General features: G+C 47.0%; 15 protein-coding genes. 2 read left to right on the forward strand and 13 right to left on the reverse strand.

Annotated elements, in window-relative coordinates; all coding sequences use genetic code 11:
- Positions 1–3: 3 nt before the first annotated feature.
- Positions 4–888 (reverse strand): carbohydrate ABC transporter permease, encoded by an 885-nt coding sequence (locus BAU14_RS03945; RefSeq protein ID WP_161898770.1) that lies wholly within the window; start codon positions 886–888, stop codon positions 4–6.
- A complete protein-coding gene (locus BAU14_RS03950) occupies positions 888–1961 on the reverse strand; it encodes an ABC transporter ATP-binding protein (protein WP_161898771.1) in 1074 nt (357 codons plus the stop codon). The genes BAU14_RS03945 and BAU14_RS03950 overlap by 1 nt, the downstream gene beginning before the upstream one ends.
- Before the next feature lie 761 nt (positions 1962–2722).
- Between BAU14_RS03950 and BAU14_RS03955 the strand changes: the two genes are divergently transcribed.
- On the forward strand, positions 2723–5395 hold the full coding sequence (locus BAU14_RS03955; protein WP_161898772.1) for an HAD-IC family P-type ATPase: 2673 nt from the start codon (positions 2723–2725) through the stop codon (positions 5393–5395).
- A gap of 111 nt (positions 5396–5506) precedes the next feature.
- Here the strand turns inward: BAU14_RS03955 and BAU14_RS03960 are convergent, their stop codons facing one another.
- Positions 5507–6856 (reverse strand): DUF438 domain-containing protein, encoded by a 1350-nt coding sequence (locus tag BAU14_RS03960; protein WP_161898773.1) that lies wholly within the window; start codon positions 6854–6856, stop codon positions 5507–5509.
- 45 nt (positions 6857–6901) lie between these two features.
- Positions 6902–7126 carry a DUF1858 domain-containing protein gene (locus tag BAU14_RS03965; protein WP_161898774.1) on the reverse strand — a complete coding sequence of 75 codons (225 nt, stop codon included), beginning with the start codon at positions 7124–7126 and terminating at the stop codon, positions 6902–6904.
- A gap of 276 nt (positions 7127–7402) precedes the next feature.
- Between BAU14_RS03965 and BAU14_RS03970 the strand changes: the two genes are divergently transcribed.
- Positions 7403–7813 (forward strand): Ohr family peroxiredoxin, encoded by a 411-nt coding sequence (locus tag BAU14_RS03970; RefSeq protein ID WP_161898775.1) that lies wholly within the window; start codon positions 7403–7405, stop codon positions 7811–7813.
- Between the two features lie 175 nt (positions 7814–7988).
- Here the strand turns inward: BAU14_RS03970 and BAU14_RS03975 are convergent, their stop codons facing one another.
- From BAU14_RS03975 to hisG, 9 genes are all read right to left on the reverse strand, one after another.
- Positions 7989–8816: a histidinol-phosphatase HisJ family protein gene (locus BAU14_RS03975; protein ID WP_161898776.1), complete on the reverse strand. Its 828-nt coding sequence runs from the start codon at positions 8814–8816 to the stop codon at positions 7989–7991.
- 9 nt (positions 8817–8825) lie between these two features.
- Complete coding sequence (gene hisIE / locus BAU14_RS03980; RefSeq protein WP_161898777.1) at positions 8826–9470, reverse strand: bifunctional phosphoribosyl-AMP cyclohydrolase/phosphoribosyl-ATP diphosphatase HisIE; 645 nt, start codon at positions 9468–9470, stop codon at positions 8826–8828.
- 34 nt (positions 9471–9504) lie between these two features.
- The gene (gene hisF / locus BAU14_RS03985; protein ID WP_161898778.1) at positions 9505–10260 is read right to left on the reverse strand and encodes an imidazole glycerol phosphate synthase subunit HisF; all 756 of its coding nucleotides are present in this window, start codon (positions 10258–10260) and stop codon (positions 9505–9507) included.
- Entirely contained in the window at positions 10257–10979 is a 723-nt protein-coding gene (gene hisA / locus BAU14_RS03990; RefSeq protein ID WP_161898779.1) for a 1-(5-phosphoribosyl)-5-[(5-phosphoribosylamino)methylideneamino]imidazole-4-carboxamide isomerase, read from the reverse strand. Before hisA ends, hisF begins: the two co-directional genes overlap by 4 nt.
- Complete coding sequence (hisH, locus tag BAU14_RS03995; protein ID WP_161898780.1) at positions 10976–11599, reverse strand: imidazole glycerol phosphate synthase subunit HisH; 624 nt, start codon at positions 11597–11599, stop codon at positions 10976–10978. Before hisH ends, hisA begins: the two co-directional genes overlap by 4 nt.
- Positions 11600–11651: 52 nt before the next feature.
- On the reverse strand, positions 11652–12242 hold the full coding sequence (gene hisB / locus BAU14_RS04000) for an imidazoleglycerol-phosphate dehydratase HisB (protein ID WP_161898781.1): 591 nt from the start codon (positions 12240–12242) through the stop codon (positions 11652–11654).
- 74 nt (positions 12243–12316) lie between these two features.
- Complete coding sequence (locus BAU14_RS04005; RefSeq protein ID WP_161898782.1) at positions 12317–13366, reverse strand: pyridoxal phosphate-dependent aminotransferase; 1050 nt, start codon at positions 13364–13366, stop codon at positions 12317–12319.
- Positions 13367–13370: 4 nt separating this feature from the next.
- Positions 13371–14642 (reverse strand): histidinol dehydrogenase, encoded by a 1272-nt coding sequence (hisD, locus tag BAU14_RS04010; protein ID WP_420022076.1) that lies wholly within the window; start codon positions 14640–14642, stop codon positions 13371–13373.
- Positions 14642–16204, reverse strand: a complete 1563-nt coding sequence (hisG, locus tag BAU14_RS04015; protein WP_161898784.1) for an ATP phosphoribosyltransferase — start codon at positions 16202–16204, stop codon at positions 14642–14644. Before hisG ends, hisD begins: the two co-directional genes overlap by 1 nt.
- Positions 16205–16414: the final 210 nt, after the last annotated feature.

Genomic DNA, 16414 nt, shown 5'->3' on the forward strand with positions numbered 1-16414 from the left:
GGCTTATTCCCCCACTTTCTTGATGATTTTTCGTTGGATAAAGGTACAAGCCAGAATCACTAGGAACAAGACCACTGTTGCGGCCATAGCCACGCCCGGACGTCCTGCGATATGGAACTTGTCGTAAATGTAGTACACCGCGGTAACCGCACTTTTGGCGATCCCAGGTTGACCGGCAAACAAGGCATACACTTGGGTGTACACTTTGAAGGCGCCGATGATATTGACCGTCAATAAGAAAGTCATCGTCGGTATCAATTGCGGCAAGGTGATGCGGCGGAAAATCTCGCCGTCTGTTGCACCAAACATCTTGGCAATCTTATAGTGCTCTTCGTCGATATTGCGCAGACCTCCCAATAAGATGATAATATTGAAGGCCAGTGAGCTCCAGATTCCGAAGATAATCAGTGTCGGCATTGAAAGATCGACACTGTCCAACCAGTTAAGTCCTTTGATACCAAAGAAACTCAACCCGTAGTTGATAATCCCGTAGTCACCATTGAAAAAATAACGGAAGACAATCCCGATTGCAATCGTACTGGTAACATAAGGCATGAAAAAGATCGTTTCAAAAAAGCTCTTGTGTTTCACTTTTTCAAAGATGATCCAAGCAATTCCCAAACCGAGAATCAATGCAATTGGCACCGTCAAAAAGGCATACCATGCCGTGTTTTTCAACGCCCGCCAAAACACTGGATCGCTTAAAATCTTTTCATAGTTTTCCAGCCCCGCCGGTCGCATATTGATCAGCGAACCTTTTTGGAAACTCATCGCAAAGGAACGAATCAATGGATAGATGGAAAATACCAAAATGATCACCAAAGATGGCAGAAGGAAGAGCCAAGCTTTGGGTTGGTTTTCCGGGTTGTAGTTGTTCTTCTTGAACATCAGTAGATCCTAGTCCCGTCTTCTTTAAAGATAAAGGCCTTTTGATAGGCAAAGTCAAAGGTCAGCTCGGCTCCTTCTTGGATCTCATTTTCGATGCTGACGATAGATTTCAAGTGATGGCTACCAATCTCAAAGTTCAAGATTCGTTCGCGCCCGATCAATTCTACCCCGTGAACAGTCGCGCCAAACGCCCCTTCACCGGCCACTGGCAGTACATCTTCTGGGCGGATACCCAACACATAGTTGCCATCTGGCATGTTTTCTTTGAAACGTTCTGCCACAAAGCGGTCGACAGGAACACTGAAGGCTTCATAGTGCATTTGGCCGTCACGAACTTCTACCGGCAGAATATTGATGATAGGATTTCCGATAAATTGTGCAACAAACAGGTTAGCTGGTTCCAAGTACAAGTTTTGCGGATCGTCGTCTTGTTGGACAACCCCTTCATTCATCAAGATGATTTTGTCACTGATGGAAAGTGCTTCTTCTTGGTCGTGGGTAACAAAGATGGTCGTGATTCCGACCTCTTTTACCAGACGACGGATTTCTTCACGAATCTTCAGCCGCAGACGAGCATCCAAGTTACTCAGTGGTTCATCCAAAAGCAATACTTCTGGATTTTGTACCAGCGCACGAGTGATCGCGACACGCTGTTGTTGCCCACCAGAAAGCGTCCCGGGCTTTTTGTCTCGCAATTCTTCAATGTTGGTAAGCTTCATATATTTTTCGGCGATTGCTTGTGCTTCTTCTTTGGTCTTTTTATTTTTACCAACAGTCAGAGGAAACATGACATTTTCAAACGTCGTCATATGAGGATACAGCGCATAGTTTTGGAACACAAAACCGATATTACGGTCTTTTGGTTCTGTCTTGACCACAGAATTACCAGAAAATTTGATGTCTCCAGATGTCGGTGTCAACAAACCAGCGATCATATTCAAGATCGTGGACTTCCCACAACCGGAAGGGCCAAGCAGACAGACGAGGTCGCCTTTTTCGATGGTGAAGTTCACCGACTTCAGTGCCTCGAACCCGTTATCGAACACTTTTTTCAGATTGATAACTTCAATCATTAGAAATCCTCCATTACCATTTTTTAGCATACGAGCCTATTTTATCATTTTTATCTTGTTATAATTTATAAAGTTTAATGAGAGGCATTTTCTATAACTCTCATCATTTTGCAAGGAATACTCCCCAAAAAAATGACAGTTCGCAACAGAGCAGGCTTCGTATGCCCCCAGCGATTATAAATCATTCGTTATGATAGTGAAACAGTTAACACAAACTGCTTTATCCGTCAAAAAAAAGCAAAAAACGAAGTAAAATCGAATGATTACTGCCCTTTTTGCTTGCCCCAAGGAAAAATATTTTTGCTTTCTTTTATCTCAGAAAAATAGCCCCGAAAAAAGAACCCATCCTTTCGTTTAAGTTATTTTTACCTTTCTAACCAGGTATTCTCACTCGCTATTATTTCATAAAAAGCAATTTAAATAAAACAATTTGACGATTTAAGTTTTTCTGTGCTATTTTAGAGTCACAGAGAAATGACGATTGTTTTTTACGAGTTGTTGCTCTCAATGTTGCAGATTTTGATCATATGGAGGTGGAAAGACCTTATGGACGAAGACGCCGAGGAGACGTCGCCAAAAAAATTTTTCTATAAACTTGCTTATTTCCAAAAGGAATAGCTTTCTTTCAGTGCGTCACAGCCCCGGTTGCCGGTGAAGTGAGGTGCTTTTTTCGCATACCGAAAAAGGTGCCCAGCCACGCTTTTCACGACGGGCAGTGTTTTACTTAAGACTCGCTAAATTTGAAAGAAAGAGGAAATGACATGAAAAATTTGATTCAGCAAAATTTACAGGAACTGCAAGAGACATTCGGTCACGAGGATTTCGAGGAGGGCCTGAGTAGCGAAGAAGCTGCCAGGCGCTTGGCGCAGGAGGGTCCCAATCGTTTGGAAAGCAAACGAATACCAAAATGGCAACTGTTCCTGCGCCAATTTCACAATATGATTATCTATATTCTGATGATTGCTGCCTTTCTGACCTTATTGATGGGCCACTATGGAGATGCGGCGATCATTGCCTTGGTGATCATCATCAATGCCTTTATCGGTTACTACCAAGAAGCCAATGCCTCGGACGCTTTAGAACAGATCAAAAATCTGCTGACACCGATTGCCACCGTCTACCGCGATGGCACCCGGTGCGACATTCCCGCTGAGGACTTAGTTACCGGCGACGTCGTCTTTTTGGAGGCGGGAGATCAAGTTCCCGCAGATTTAAGACTCGTGGCGGTCGATAATCTGCGGATTGAAGAAGCTTCCCTGACTGGTGAAGCAGACTCCGTTGAAAAAAGTACGGCCCCACTTTTTGGTGATCCTCCCTTGGCGGAGCGCACCAATCTGGCTTTTGCCTCCACATCTGTGACCAACGGTTCGGGGCTGGGAGTGGTCAGCGCCACCGCCGCAAACACTGAAATCGGGAAAATCTCCACCGAAGTCGCCAATGTTACTCAGCGGCGCTCTCCACTGATGCAGCAGATTGATAATCTGGGCAAAGGGGTGTCTTATGTCGTATTGGCTGCGGCGATTCTGCTTTTTATCTTGGGATTGCTGGGCGGAACCTATGCTGTCTCGGCTCTTTCACTGGCAGTCGTCACCATGATTGTCGGTTCGATACCTGAGGGTTTGCCAGCCACGACTTCGGTCATTTTGGCAATGGGGGTCAGCGACATGGCCAAAACCAAGCACACCATCGTCAAAAGTCTGCCAGCTGTCGAAACGCTGGGCTCAGTAGACGTGATTGCTACCGATAAAACCGGTACATTGACCAAAAATGAAATGACCGTTACCGATGTTTATTTAGCCGACACCTGCTACCAAGTCACGGGCAACGGCTATGCCCCTGAAGGAGAATTGCGCAGGGAAAAGACTGACGATACTCCCCATCATGATGCCCAACTGGCATTATTTGTCGAAGCCGCTTATGAAGCCAATGATACTGAACTTTCCTACGAAAACGGTGTTTGGCAAATCAACGGTGAACCAACAGACGGTTCATTTCTGACATTGTATTACAAGCTGATTCCTTTCCCCCAACGACCGAAAAACCAGGAATTGGATTTTCTGCCCTTCGATTCAGAATACCGTTTTATGGCTAAATTGGTTCGCACGACTGAAGGGCAGACGCGTTTGTTCATGAAAGGCTCACCGGATAAACTGCTGCCGTTGGCGACAGCTTCTAACCCTGATTTTGCCACCGCAGCGTGGGAACAAAGAATCACCCAACTCAGCACCCAAGGCAAACGCGTGGTGGCAGTCGGCTATCGAGACCTCCCCACAGAAATAACTGCCATCACGCCGGAACTTCTACGCCAAGGAATCAATTTTCTCGGCGTTGCCGGGATTATCGACCCACCTCGAGAAGAAGTCGTCAGTGCCCTTAAAGAAATGCGGCGAGCAGGCGTGGCCGTTAAAATGATTACCGGTGATCACCCTCTGACCGCTCAGACCATCGCTGAAAAATTGGGGTTGGCTCCGCGAATTCAAGTCATCACCGGCCCGCAATGGGACACTTTGGGAAAACAGGAAAAAGTCAGCGCCGCAGCAACCCACCAAGTGTTTGCCCGCACCACACCAAAAAACAAGTTGGAGATCATTGAAGCCTTGCAAGCAGATGCTAAAGTGACTGCCATGACCGGCGACGGGGTCAACGATGCCCCCGCTCTGAAACGGGCGGATATCGGTGTGGCTATGGGGATTAAAGGAACCGACGTAGCCAAGGACTCAGCAGATATGATTCTAGCCGATGACAACTTTGCTACGATGGCCGCAGCAATCAGAGAAGGACGACGAATCTACGACAATATCAAGAAGAGTATTTTATTCTTGCTGCCAACATCTTTTGCGGAAGGATTAATCATTGCTTTCACCATTCTGATGCAAAAAGAGATGCCACTAGCTGCTACTCAGCTGCTTTGGATCAACATGGTATCCGCCATCACGATTCAATTTGCCTTCATCTTCGAACCGGCAGAAGCAGGTATCATGAATCGCCCACCGAAAAAGACCGGGACTGCCTTGATGGATCGCCACGACATCATCCAAATGGCGTATGTCTCAGTCTTGCTGGCGGTAATCGGTTTGACGGCGTATGAATGGCTATTGGGTCGCGGGGTAGATACTACGACTGCCAGTACGATGCTGGTAAATATCATCGTCATGAGTAAGATCTGTTACCTGTTCAACATCCGCACCAAGGATTTTGCCTTCTCAAAAGCCTTCTTCAGCAACAAAATGGCCTTCGTCATCATCGGGATCATGTTGCTGTTGCAGCTTTTACTGACTTATCTGCCCTTGATGCAACAAGCTTTTCATACCACCGACATGAGCCTGTTGGAATGGGGCATTGCTCTGCTGGCGGGACTATTGACATTAGCGGTTACTGAGTTGGATAAGTTGGTTCGCAGCCGGATAAAGGGTGCCGTCGAACTGTCCAGATAAAACCAAAACAGCCTAAACAAACACCTTTTTGGTTATCTGTTTAGCTGTTTCATAAGAATAAAAGAACCCCGAGACCTGTAAGTATGGTCTGGGGTTCTTAAAATTCAGCTATTAGTTAGTTGGTTCGCCTTTTTCCTGATCCAACAACCGGTTCTGGCCTTGAATATTTTGAATCTCAGTGATGTCTTGCGTAACTTCTAAGCAGCCCATGTATTCTCCGGACTCATCTTGCAACGCAAAATAGCGAATATAGATTTTGCGATCCATGATGTCGATCCAAAAATCAGCGGTTTCTCGGGCGCCGCTCCGGAAATCATCCAAGATTTTCTGTACGATGTGCATACTTTTCGGAGGATGGCAGTTGACGACCTCCCGACCAATAATAGACTTCGTGCGAGGAAAGACCCGCTTTTTCCCTTCTGAGAAGAAACGAACGCGCTCATCTTTGTCGACAAAGGTTAAATCCACAGGTAATGTTTGGAAAATCGCCAGCAGTTGTTCCAATTTCAAGATACCAGTAGGGAAAACCACCGTATCAGCAGAGGTTTGTTCCTGCCAGTCGTAGTGCTCCTCGGCGTAGACTGCTTCTGAGACTCCACCTTCTGCCAAGCCGGCAGCAATGCCATCTGTGGTCTCCCGGGCTTGTTGGATTGCTGCCAATCGTGCCGGTTCCCGTTCAGCTTCTTTGGCCAATGCGTCAGCAGAAGCTTTCCATTTCAGTGGTTCAGGAATAAATGCAAAGCCAATATCCAAGCTGTCTTCTGCGATTTTTTCCCAATCCTTTAGACTAAAAACGTCCAATGTCATAGGAACCATGATCTCTTCTTCTTTAAAGATCATCTCTTCGATTTCTTCTTTTAAAGCCGCCCATTTTTCAGACAAAGGATTGTAAGCCGCTCGCTCATTTTCCAAATAGCTTTTCAGCGCCTTCAGCTGGTCGCGAATATCGTCATCCACCCCCCACATGACTTGAGGCGGTGCCGTAATGCCGTATTTTTCCATGTAAGAAAAGATCAACGTCTCTTTACGGGCATAGTGTTTGTCCAATTGCCCCAAGTCCGTCAATGCCGCCAGCAATCGCTCTTTAACCGACCAATCACCTTTTTGGATCTTAGCCATCAAGCCGTCGATTTCATCTGTCAAAAGCGATTGCAGCACTTGATTTTCCAACTTCAAGGTGTGGACTGGATGACCTGGCTGCTCGTGTTCATAGTTCGAGCGGTGAATTTCATTGATAGCACCTTTGAAAACAGCCGCGTGGATGTTGCATAACCGCTGAATTTCTGATGCCGGCAAGCCACTTTGAATCAGTGCTTTTTCCGCCGAAGTGATCTCGGTTACATCTACTCCGTCGAATTCTTCGGTAAACAGACGCTTAGCTTCTTCAAAATTGCCGCCTTCATGCAATAAAGACAAGATCTCCACGATCCGCTCCTGTCGTTGTTGTTTCGTACGTTCCATTCCCATCCCGCCTTTTCTTTTACTTTAGCCGCAGCCGGCACACAATTACTCGATCAATTCAAACCCGGCGGCTTCAAAAGCGGCCGTTATTTCAGTCATAGGGATTTTTTTCAAACGGGCACCTTTTGGGATGGTCATGTATCGTCCCGCCGTTTGCAGCATTCCCGGTTTTCCGATATCAGCAAAGCCCAATCCTGCCATGATTTCCTTTACCTCTGGAAATTCCTTTACCAAATCATACAGGGAGCGGGACAGTTCCAATCGTTTCATCACAATTCCTCCCAAAGGCAACGTTCCTGCGCAGTTTACTCTGACTACGATGCGCACTTATGCCAATCTGTGAGAATAATTCTCATTCATTTTATTGTAGCGCTTTTTTGCGCAAAACTTCACTAGGGGATTCCCTATATTTAAAGCGGTCTTTTTGTAAGCAAGTTGGTTGGGGTAAAACCCAACTTCGTGATACTGTGGATATGTAGTGAATAAGCAGAACCGGCAAACGGCGTTTTTTCGCCTTCTGCCGCAAAACGAAAGGATGGATCATCTATGTCAAAGAAAATGTCTCTGTCAACTGTTGTCAACCGCGGCGGTCGCGAAGGTGAAAGCGAATCTGTTACCGGCTACTTGAATGTCAAAACCAGCGGCACAAAAAAAGAAGGCTATACCAATCCTGAAGAGCTTTTTGCATCTGGTTTAGCTGCTTGTTTCAACGGTGCCATGAGCTTCCCATTGGAACGTGACGGTTTGGGAGACAAAGAGCGTACTGTCCGGGCAGAAGTTAGTCTTTTGGGAGATTTACCCGACTTCACGACCTTGCACTTGGCTGTCCAACTCATCGGTCATATTGACGGGCTTTCAAAAGAAGAAACCAAAAAATACATGGAAGAAACTGAAGGTATTTGCCCTTACACTAAAGCAATCAAAGGCAATGTCGAAATCACCTTTGACGCAGAATAATCCCAGTGACAACTAAAATTTAAACAATGAGCTGGTGACAATCTTTCTGTCACCAGCTGCTAAAGCAAACAAGATTAAACATGAGCCACAATAAAAAGACGAGCCGCTTCCATTAAAAACAGTGGAAGTGACTCGTCTTTTTATCGTTTTTGCTTTCCCGGTCGCAGTCCATACCTCACAAAGGGATGTCTTGAAAGCGGCCCTCTTTTAGCTGCATTGCTGACGTAAAACCAACTTCTTGCAGGAGTGCGGCAGTTTCTTTGAAATGATAGGCAATGGTCTCGGTCTGGTGACTGTCACTGGTGATGATTACCGGTGTTTGTCGTTGTTGCAAATCCTTCAGTAAATAGGTGTCTGGATAGGGCCGGTTAAGCCAGCCACGACTCATGCCGCCGGTGTTGACCTCCACCATCCCCTCCCAAACCGCCAGTTGCTTGGTGATTTCAGCTAGCGCCTGTAAAGACAGTTCCTGGTATTGCCGGCGATTTTCCGGCGTCAGGTAATGCAGCGTGTCATCGAACTTCGTAATCAAATCAAAATGCCCCACAATCAGTGGTCGATTCTCAGTAACATGTCGGAGGACCAGCTGATAATAATCTTCCGCCATTTTCAAAAAGTCACCGCCAAACCAGTTATCCAGTGTCCACTGAAATGTTTCCGGACTTTCATCGACACTGCGATAGACCCCTGCTCTAGGAGTAAAATAATGAACAGAGCCAATGAAATAGTCGTAGCCGCCTGCAGGTGCCGGACTGAAATAGTCCCATTCCAATCCGCATGCTATGGTGAGCTTTCCTGAGAGTTCTTCTGCTAACTGGCGGACAGCCTGCTGATAACCGGCTTCATCCGTCACCCCAATACACCCGGGGTCAAAAGGCGCATAAGAATGAGAGGTAAAACCCAAGTCTATCATCTTGGCTGCCAAAGCCGCCTGCGCCATCTCTGCCAACGTATTTTTCCCGTCACACCAAGTGGAATGGGTATGGACATTGGAATAAAACATCCTGTCACCTCACTTCATGGTTTCTTGTTTAACTTTTTTGTCGACGACTTGGCGTTTGGATAATTCCGCCATGACTTCTGCCGGCAAAATTTCGTTGTTGGCCATCAAAACCAACAGGTGATAGATCAAATCAGCAATCTCGTAAGTAGTTTCTTCTTTGCTTTCTTTCATTGCACCGATGACGACTTCCGTAGATTCTTCCCCAATTTTCTTCAGAATCTTCTCGTTGCCTTTTGAAAACAGGTAACTGGTATAGCTTTTTTCCTGCGGATTCAATTTACGACCTAAGATTAGTTCGTAGAGGTCTTGTACAGAAAATTCCTGTTTGTCTGTCGCTTTAAAAACCTCATTGAAAAAGCAGGACTCCGCGCCAGTGTGGCAAGCAGGACCAGCTTTGATGACCTTGGCCACCAGCGCGTCCTTGTCGCAATCCGCTTTAAGTTCCACCAGCTCCTGAGTATTGCCGCTAGTTGCTCCTTTACGCCAAAGTTCTTGGCGACTACGAGAGTAAAAGGTCATTTGGCGGTCTTTCAAGGTAGCACTTAGACTCTCTTTGTTCATATAAGCCACCGTCAGGACCTCGTTTGTATAAAAATCCTGTACCACACAAGGAATCAATCCCTGGCTGTCGAATTTCAGTTCTTCGATATTCATAAATGGTGCTCCTTTCATTGCTTTCTCACAGATTTCAGATCCGGGTGGGAATACCTTGTGCTTGCATGTAAGCCTTCAATTCTGGAATTGGGATTTCATCATAGTGAAAGATGGAAGCCGCCAGTCCCGCATCAATTTTCGGATTCTCAAAAAGTTCCTTGAAATCCGCCAGTTTGCCGGCACCACCAGAAGCCACAATCGGCAGTTCAGTGATGGCTGACACAGCATTCAAGAGCGGCAGATCAAACCCGTTTTTGACGCCATCGGTATCCATACTGTTGATGACCAATTCTCCGGCACCCAGCGCTTCGCCTTTTTTGATCCACTCCAAGGCATCCATACCCGTATCTTCCCGACCACCTTTGGTAAACACATGCCAGCTTGCACCAACTTTTTTGATATCCACTGACAGGACCACACACTGAGAGCCGTAGCGTTCGGCGCCGGCTTTGATTAATTGCGGATCTCGCACCGCACCGGAATTGACGCTGACTTTGTCGGCCCCGCATTTCAATACCCGGTCAAAGTCTGCCACCGTATTAATCCCGCCACCAACAGTTAGCGGAATGAACACTTGAGAAGCGACATCTTGCAAAATATCAGTAAAAATCCCTCGAGCTTCATGAGAGGCCGTGATGTCATAAAATACCAACTCGTCTGCTCCGGCTTCGTTGTATTTTTTCGCCATTGCCACTGGATCGGCCACATCTTTGACACCTGCAAAGTTGACCCCCTTAACCACGCGACCGTCCCGTACATCCAGACAAGGGATGATTCGTTTTGAAATCATACATTGGCCCCCTTTGCTGCTTCCAGGCAATCTTCCAATTTCAGCGTGCCGCTATATAACGCTTTTCCAACAATCGCGCCATACGTATCAGCCTGTGCCAGATCCTTGATATTTGTCAACGTCGAAACTCCGCCGGAAGCAACAATATTCAAGCCCAGACTGTTCAGTTGTTTGTACAAATCGACGTCAATCCCTTTTCCGGTACCGTCTTTTGAGATATCGGTGAAGATGATCGTTTTGCACCCCCATTCGCCTAATTGTCGGCAAAACTCATCGGCCCGCGTCGTCGTAGTTTCCAACCAGCCGGCAACTGCCACCATACCATCACGAGCATCTACCCCTACGGCAATCTGCTCTCCGTATTTCTTCAGCATTTCTCGGGTAAAAGCCGGGTCTTTTTGCGCAATCGTTCCTAAAATCGCCCGCTTGACCCCCGCATCCAGCACATCAATAATGTCCTGCTCACTGCGGATACCGCCCCCCAGTTCCACAAACAGATCGGTTTTCGCTACGATTTTTCGCACGATGTCAAACTGGACTTTGGTTCCTTCCTTGGCGCCATTCAAATCCACCAAATGCAGATGAGTCGCACCCTTTTTCTGGAATTCTTCGGCAAATACTACCGGGTCGTCCCCGAACACTTGCTGTTGTTCATAATCTCCTTGATAAAGCCGGACTACTTTGCGATCCAATAAGTCGATAGCCGGTAAAATAATCATGCTGTCACCTCCGCAAATGCTTTGAGTAGTGCCAACCCCCGCTGGCCGCTTTTTTCCGGGTGAAACTGGGTACCGTAGACATTGCCGTTTTGCACGATGCCCGTCACTGCGATTCCATAGTCACTTTCTGCAACCAGATGGGCATCACAATCCGTCGCATAAAAGCTGTGCACATAATAAAACTGATCTTGCTCCTTGATATACCGCAACAAAGGACTATCTTTTTTAATCGTGATTGGGTTCCAGCCAATGTGTGGAACCTTCAGATCAATTCCTTTTTTGTCAAAGGCTTCCGCCATCGAAACCACGCGACCGGAAACGAGTCCCAGACCTTCATGGTGTCCAAACTCTTCACTGGAATCAAACAACAGCTGCATCCCCAGACAAATCCCTAAAAGAGGTTTACCCTCGGCGGCTAGTTCTTTGACTGTCTGATCCAAGCCGCTTTCTTTTAATTTAGTGATAGCATCGCCAAAAGCCCCCACTCCCGGCAGGATTACCCCATCGGCAGCCTTTAACTTTTCCGGATCCCCGGTGACTTCACTTGGAATTCCTAACATCTTCAAAGAACTAGCCAGGCTGAAAAGATTCCCGACACCATAGTCTACGATAGCAATCATTTGTGCTCCCCCTCGTCAAAGCTTCCGCATCTTATAAACGGTAGCTGTTTTTTTATAAAATCGTGCCCTTCGTAGATGGAATTTCATCTGGTGCGGCCAAATTGATGGCTGTCGCATCGGCTAACGCCCGCCCAAATCCTTTAAAACAGGCTTCAACAATATGGTGACTGTTTTTTCCCGCCAGTTGTTGGAGATGGACCGCTGCCCCTAACTCCCGCGCAAAAGCCACGAAAAACTCTTCAACCAACTCGGTATCAAAATCCCCGATTCGTTGTGCAGGGATGTCTAAGTTCAAGCAGGCAATCCCACGACCACTGATATCCAATGCGGCAATCACCAGCGTTTCGTCCATCGGCAAAATCATACTGCCGTAACGAAGGATGCCGCGGCGATCTCCCAGTGCTTCAGAAAAAGCTCGTCCCAAAACGATGGCGATGTCTTCGGCAGTATGGTGCCCATCCACCCAAACATCCCCGTCAGATTCCAATTCCAAATCAAAACGGCCATGACGGGCAAATAATTCCAGCATGTGATCCAAAAAACCAATTTTGGTTTTGATCTTTTGTTGACCGGTACCGTCGATATTCAATGTACAAGTGATTTTTGTTTCCGATGTATCTCGCGTAATCGTTGCTGTTCTCATGATGCTCTCCTTTCAAATCGGGGCTTTTAATGTGTCGTTGGTCTGATTTCAGTGTCTACCACGACTTTCTGAGCCTATTCGTTTACGAGCTCTTGCAAAGTTGCTAGCAGTTGCGCCATCTGTTCCGGTGTGCCGATGGTAATCCGCAGGTAGTCTTGGATACAGGCTTTATCGAACCAGCGTACAAGAATATTGCGTTCTTTTAGCGCCGGATAAAGCACTTTTCCGGAAACTATAGGGTGCTTAACAAAAAGAAAATTCGTTTCAGAGGGCAATACTGTAAATCCTAAATTTTCAAGAGCTTGCGCCGTCCATTCTCGGGTAGCAATGGTTTTTGCCAAGCACTCTTGGTGATACTCCCGAGCTTTCAAAGCAGCAATTCCGCCAGCCAGCGTCATAGCATTGACACTATAAGGATTAAAACTGAACTTGATCCGATTTAGCTCATTAATCAATGCGGGTTGCCCCACTGCATAACCTAGTCTGGCACCGGCTAACTGCCAAGATTTTGAAAAAGTGCCCACTACCAAGAGATTGGCATGTTCCTTAACATAAGGCACCATGCTTTGGCCGCCAAATTCCACATAGGCTTCATCGACAATCACCAACCGCTCTGGATCAGCTTCTACCAGTGCCAAGATGGCCGCAGCAGGCAGTCCTAAACTCGTGGGCGCATTGGGATTGGCAAAAACAATTGTCCCTTTAAAGTCAGCATAATCTGCCAACCCAATACTTAAATCTTCCCTCAGCGGTATCACTTGTGCCTTCAATCCATAGAGCTGAGCGAACACTGGATAAAAGCCATAGGTGATGTCAGGATACGCAACACCTTGACCCATCAGTCCTTGAAAACAAAAGGCCAATACTTCATCGCTGCCATTGCCAACAAACAAATTCGTTGCCGGCACAGCCAGATAATCTGCCAACTCTCTTAACAAGTCGCGGCAGGTAGGATCTGAATACAACTGCAGTCTGCCGGCAGCAGCCTCGACTGCTTCCACTACTCCTGGTGCTGGCGGGTAGGCACTTTCATTGGTATTTAGTTTGATAAAATCGTTGGTTTGCGGTTGTTCACCGGGAACATAAGGTGCCAACTGGGTGATCCGAGGGTCAAGAAATTTCATCCGCTCACTCCCCCTTTCGTAAGCGGATAGAGTTGGCGTGGCCTCCCAGTCCTTCCGTCTCCGCAAACAAGATCACATCGTCAGCGGCTGCTTGCATCGCCGCTTTACCGTAATACAAATACTGGGAATGTTTTACAAAATCGTCGACAGACAAAGGTGAATAAAAACGAGCAGTTCCTTCGGTTGGCAACGTATGATTGGGTCCCGCCAGATAATCTCCCAGGACTTCCGGAGTGTTGTGTCCCAAAAAGACCGATCCCGCATTTTCCACTTTGTCCAACCAAGCAAACGGTTCTGCCACACAGAGTTCCAAATGCTCCGGTGCAATTTCATTGGCTGCTGCTAACGCCTGTTCTAACGTATCTACCAAAATAATCTTGCCGTTGTTATCCAAAGACTGGCGGATGATTTCTTTACGGGGCAATAACTCCGTCTGTCGTTGAACTTCCGCCGCGGTTTTTTCGGCAATCGCCGCATCGGTAGTTACCAAAATAGCTTGGGCGTTCACATCGTGTTCTGCTTGAGCGAGCATATCTGCTGCCAGCGTTACTGGATTGGCGCTGCTATCTGCCACAATCAGTACATCACTAGGCCCAGCAATCATATCAATATCCACTTTGCCGTAAACCAAACGTTTGGCTGCTGCTACGTAAATATTGCCGGGACCGACAATCTTGTCGACTTTCGGCACCGATTCTGTCCCATAGGCGAGGGCTGCCACGGCTTGGGCACCACCGACGCGATAGATTTCATCAACACCTGCCACTTTGGCAGCGGCCAAAATTGCCGGATTTACAGACCCGTCTTTCAAAGGCGGTGTCACCAGCACGATTTTTTTCACGCCGGCGATTTTTGCCGGAATCGCGTTCATTAACACCGTCGATGGATAAGCGGCAGTTCCCCCTGGCACGTAGATTCCTACCTTTGCTAAGGGAATTACTCGCTGCCCCATCACTGCGCCGTTGCGGGTCATCATAAAGCCTTGAGTGACCTGCTTTTCGTGAAATTCGGCAATGTTTGCTTTCGCCGTCTCCAAGACGCGCAAAAAATCAGGTGCCACTTGCTCCAAAGCAGCGGCAATCTCGGCTTCGGAAACCTTCAGAGCCGTAACTGTTGCCCCATCGAATTTTGCGGAGTAGTCAATCAAAGCCTCATCCCCGTCACGACGAACAGTGTCGATGATTTCTTGTACTACCACTGCGTAATCGCCCGTTTCAGCGGCGTCCGTTTGGGTCAGTTCAGCAATTGTTTGGTCTTTGATAGAAAAAATTTCGATCATGCTTCGTCACTCACTTTCTTTACAATGTCGATGATAGCGTCTTTTTTAAAGCGCCAAGAGGAACGGTTGACAATCAGGTGGGCACTGGATTCATCAATTTCTTCCAGCACCGCCAGATCATTTTCTTTCAGTGTCGTGCCGGTCTCCACGATATCCACAATGACATCTGACAAGCCAACGATTGGCGCCAGTTCAATGGAGCCGTTTAGATAAATGGTTTCAATCGGTTGGCTACGTTCGCCAAAGTATTTACGAGTAATGTTGGTATACTTGGTTGCCACTTTTAACGGTCGCGTAGGATCAATCACAAAGTCTTTGGGCCCAGCGACGGCAATGCGGCAGATTCCCAAGCCAAACCGCAGCAAGTCGATAACGTCTGCTTCCGTTTCCAATAAAATATCGCGACCGACAATCCCGATATCGGCTGCCCCATGCTCCACATAGCTTGCCACATCAGAAGGTTTCACCAAAAAGAAACGAATATTGTTTTCACAATCTTCAAAGACCAATTTGCGGCTATCATCCAAAAGATTGGCCGTGACCAAACCAGCATCCCGGAACATTTCATATACCGACTGCCCCATTCGTCCCTTCGGCAAGGCCACATTCAACATAGTCGTCTGCATCCCCACCTGATCGGCGCGATTTTGATCCAGCATGTCCAGATGAATGCCAAACCCAATCGCTTGCTGAGTCTTGCCCAGTGCTGCAAACAACCCATCGTAGCGTCCGCCAAACAACAAGGCTTGAGGAATATTTTCGATAAAGCCTTGGAAAATCAGACCACTGTAATAATTGGTGTCGTTAACCGTTGAAAGATCAAACAGCAGCTGCACAGTTGCCGGTCGGGATGCCTCTTCCAAAGCATCTGCCACAGCCACCAATTCCTGCAATGCACTGCTGGCTTGTGGCCAACCTTTAGCCGCCGCCACAGCTTTTGGCAACTCGGTAAACAGATCACCAGAAAGCTTCATCAATGCCATCAGCTGTTCCCGCCGGTCTTCAGGTACACCATCAGCATCGGCCAACTGCGCCAATTCCGGAAAGTTTTTATTTTTGATACGGTTGAAGACAGCCCCTCGGCGATGATCGGAAAACAGATCCAAAATTGCCGCAATAAGACCACTATGTGACAGTTCCAATTTCCCCTGCCCAATCTCAGCCAATGATTCCAATGCTAACAGAATCACTTCAATCTCGGTTTTTCGCGCCACTTTTCCAATGACCTCGATGCCAACTTGATTGATCTGACGGTATTCGTCATCTTTGCGGCTGTGACGATAGACATTTTCGTTGTAATACACTTTACGAGCGGCTCCCGAAGGTGTATTTTTCACGATGGAAAGCGTCACATCTGGATTCAAGGCCAACAAACGCCCATCATTGCCGGTAAACTTGATGACATCATCCCCAGAGAGAAAATTCTTTTGCTCCAAATAGAAATGGTATTCTTCAAAACTCGCCAATCGGAAAAATCCATATCCTTTTTCCTCAAACAATTCCCGCAGCCGCAGCGCAATCTTCTCTTCTTTTCGCAGGATATTTTCTTTTAATTCCATCTCACAGCCTCCTCAACAATCTATGCTGACCTCTTGTTCATTCCCGATTTTCTTTGCCTATACCTTGTTTTCGGTGCTTTCCCGAAAACAGACAATCCCCAAAAAACAGTCCTGATCTCCTTTTGAAAATATATTTTCATGGCAATGGGTCTACCACCTGCTCCTTAACCAAAACTCTGAGTTTTCGGCGCTTTCCCGAAAACAGACAAT

The sequence above is a fragment of the Candidatus Enterococcus leclercqii genome, from assembly GCF_009933135.1.
Taxonomy (GTDB): domain Bacteria; phylum Bacillota; class Bacilli; order Lactobacillales; family Enterococcaceae; genus Enterococcus_C; species Enterococcus_C leclercqii.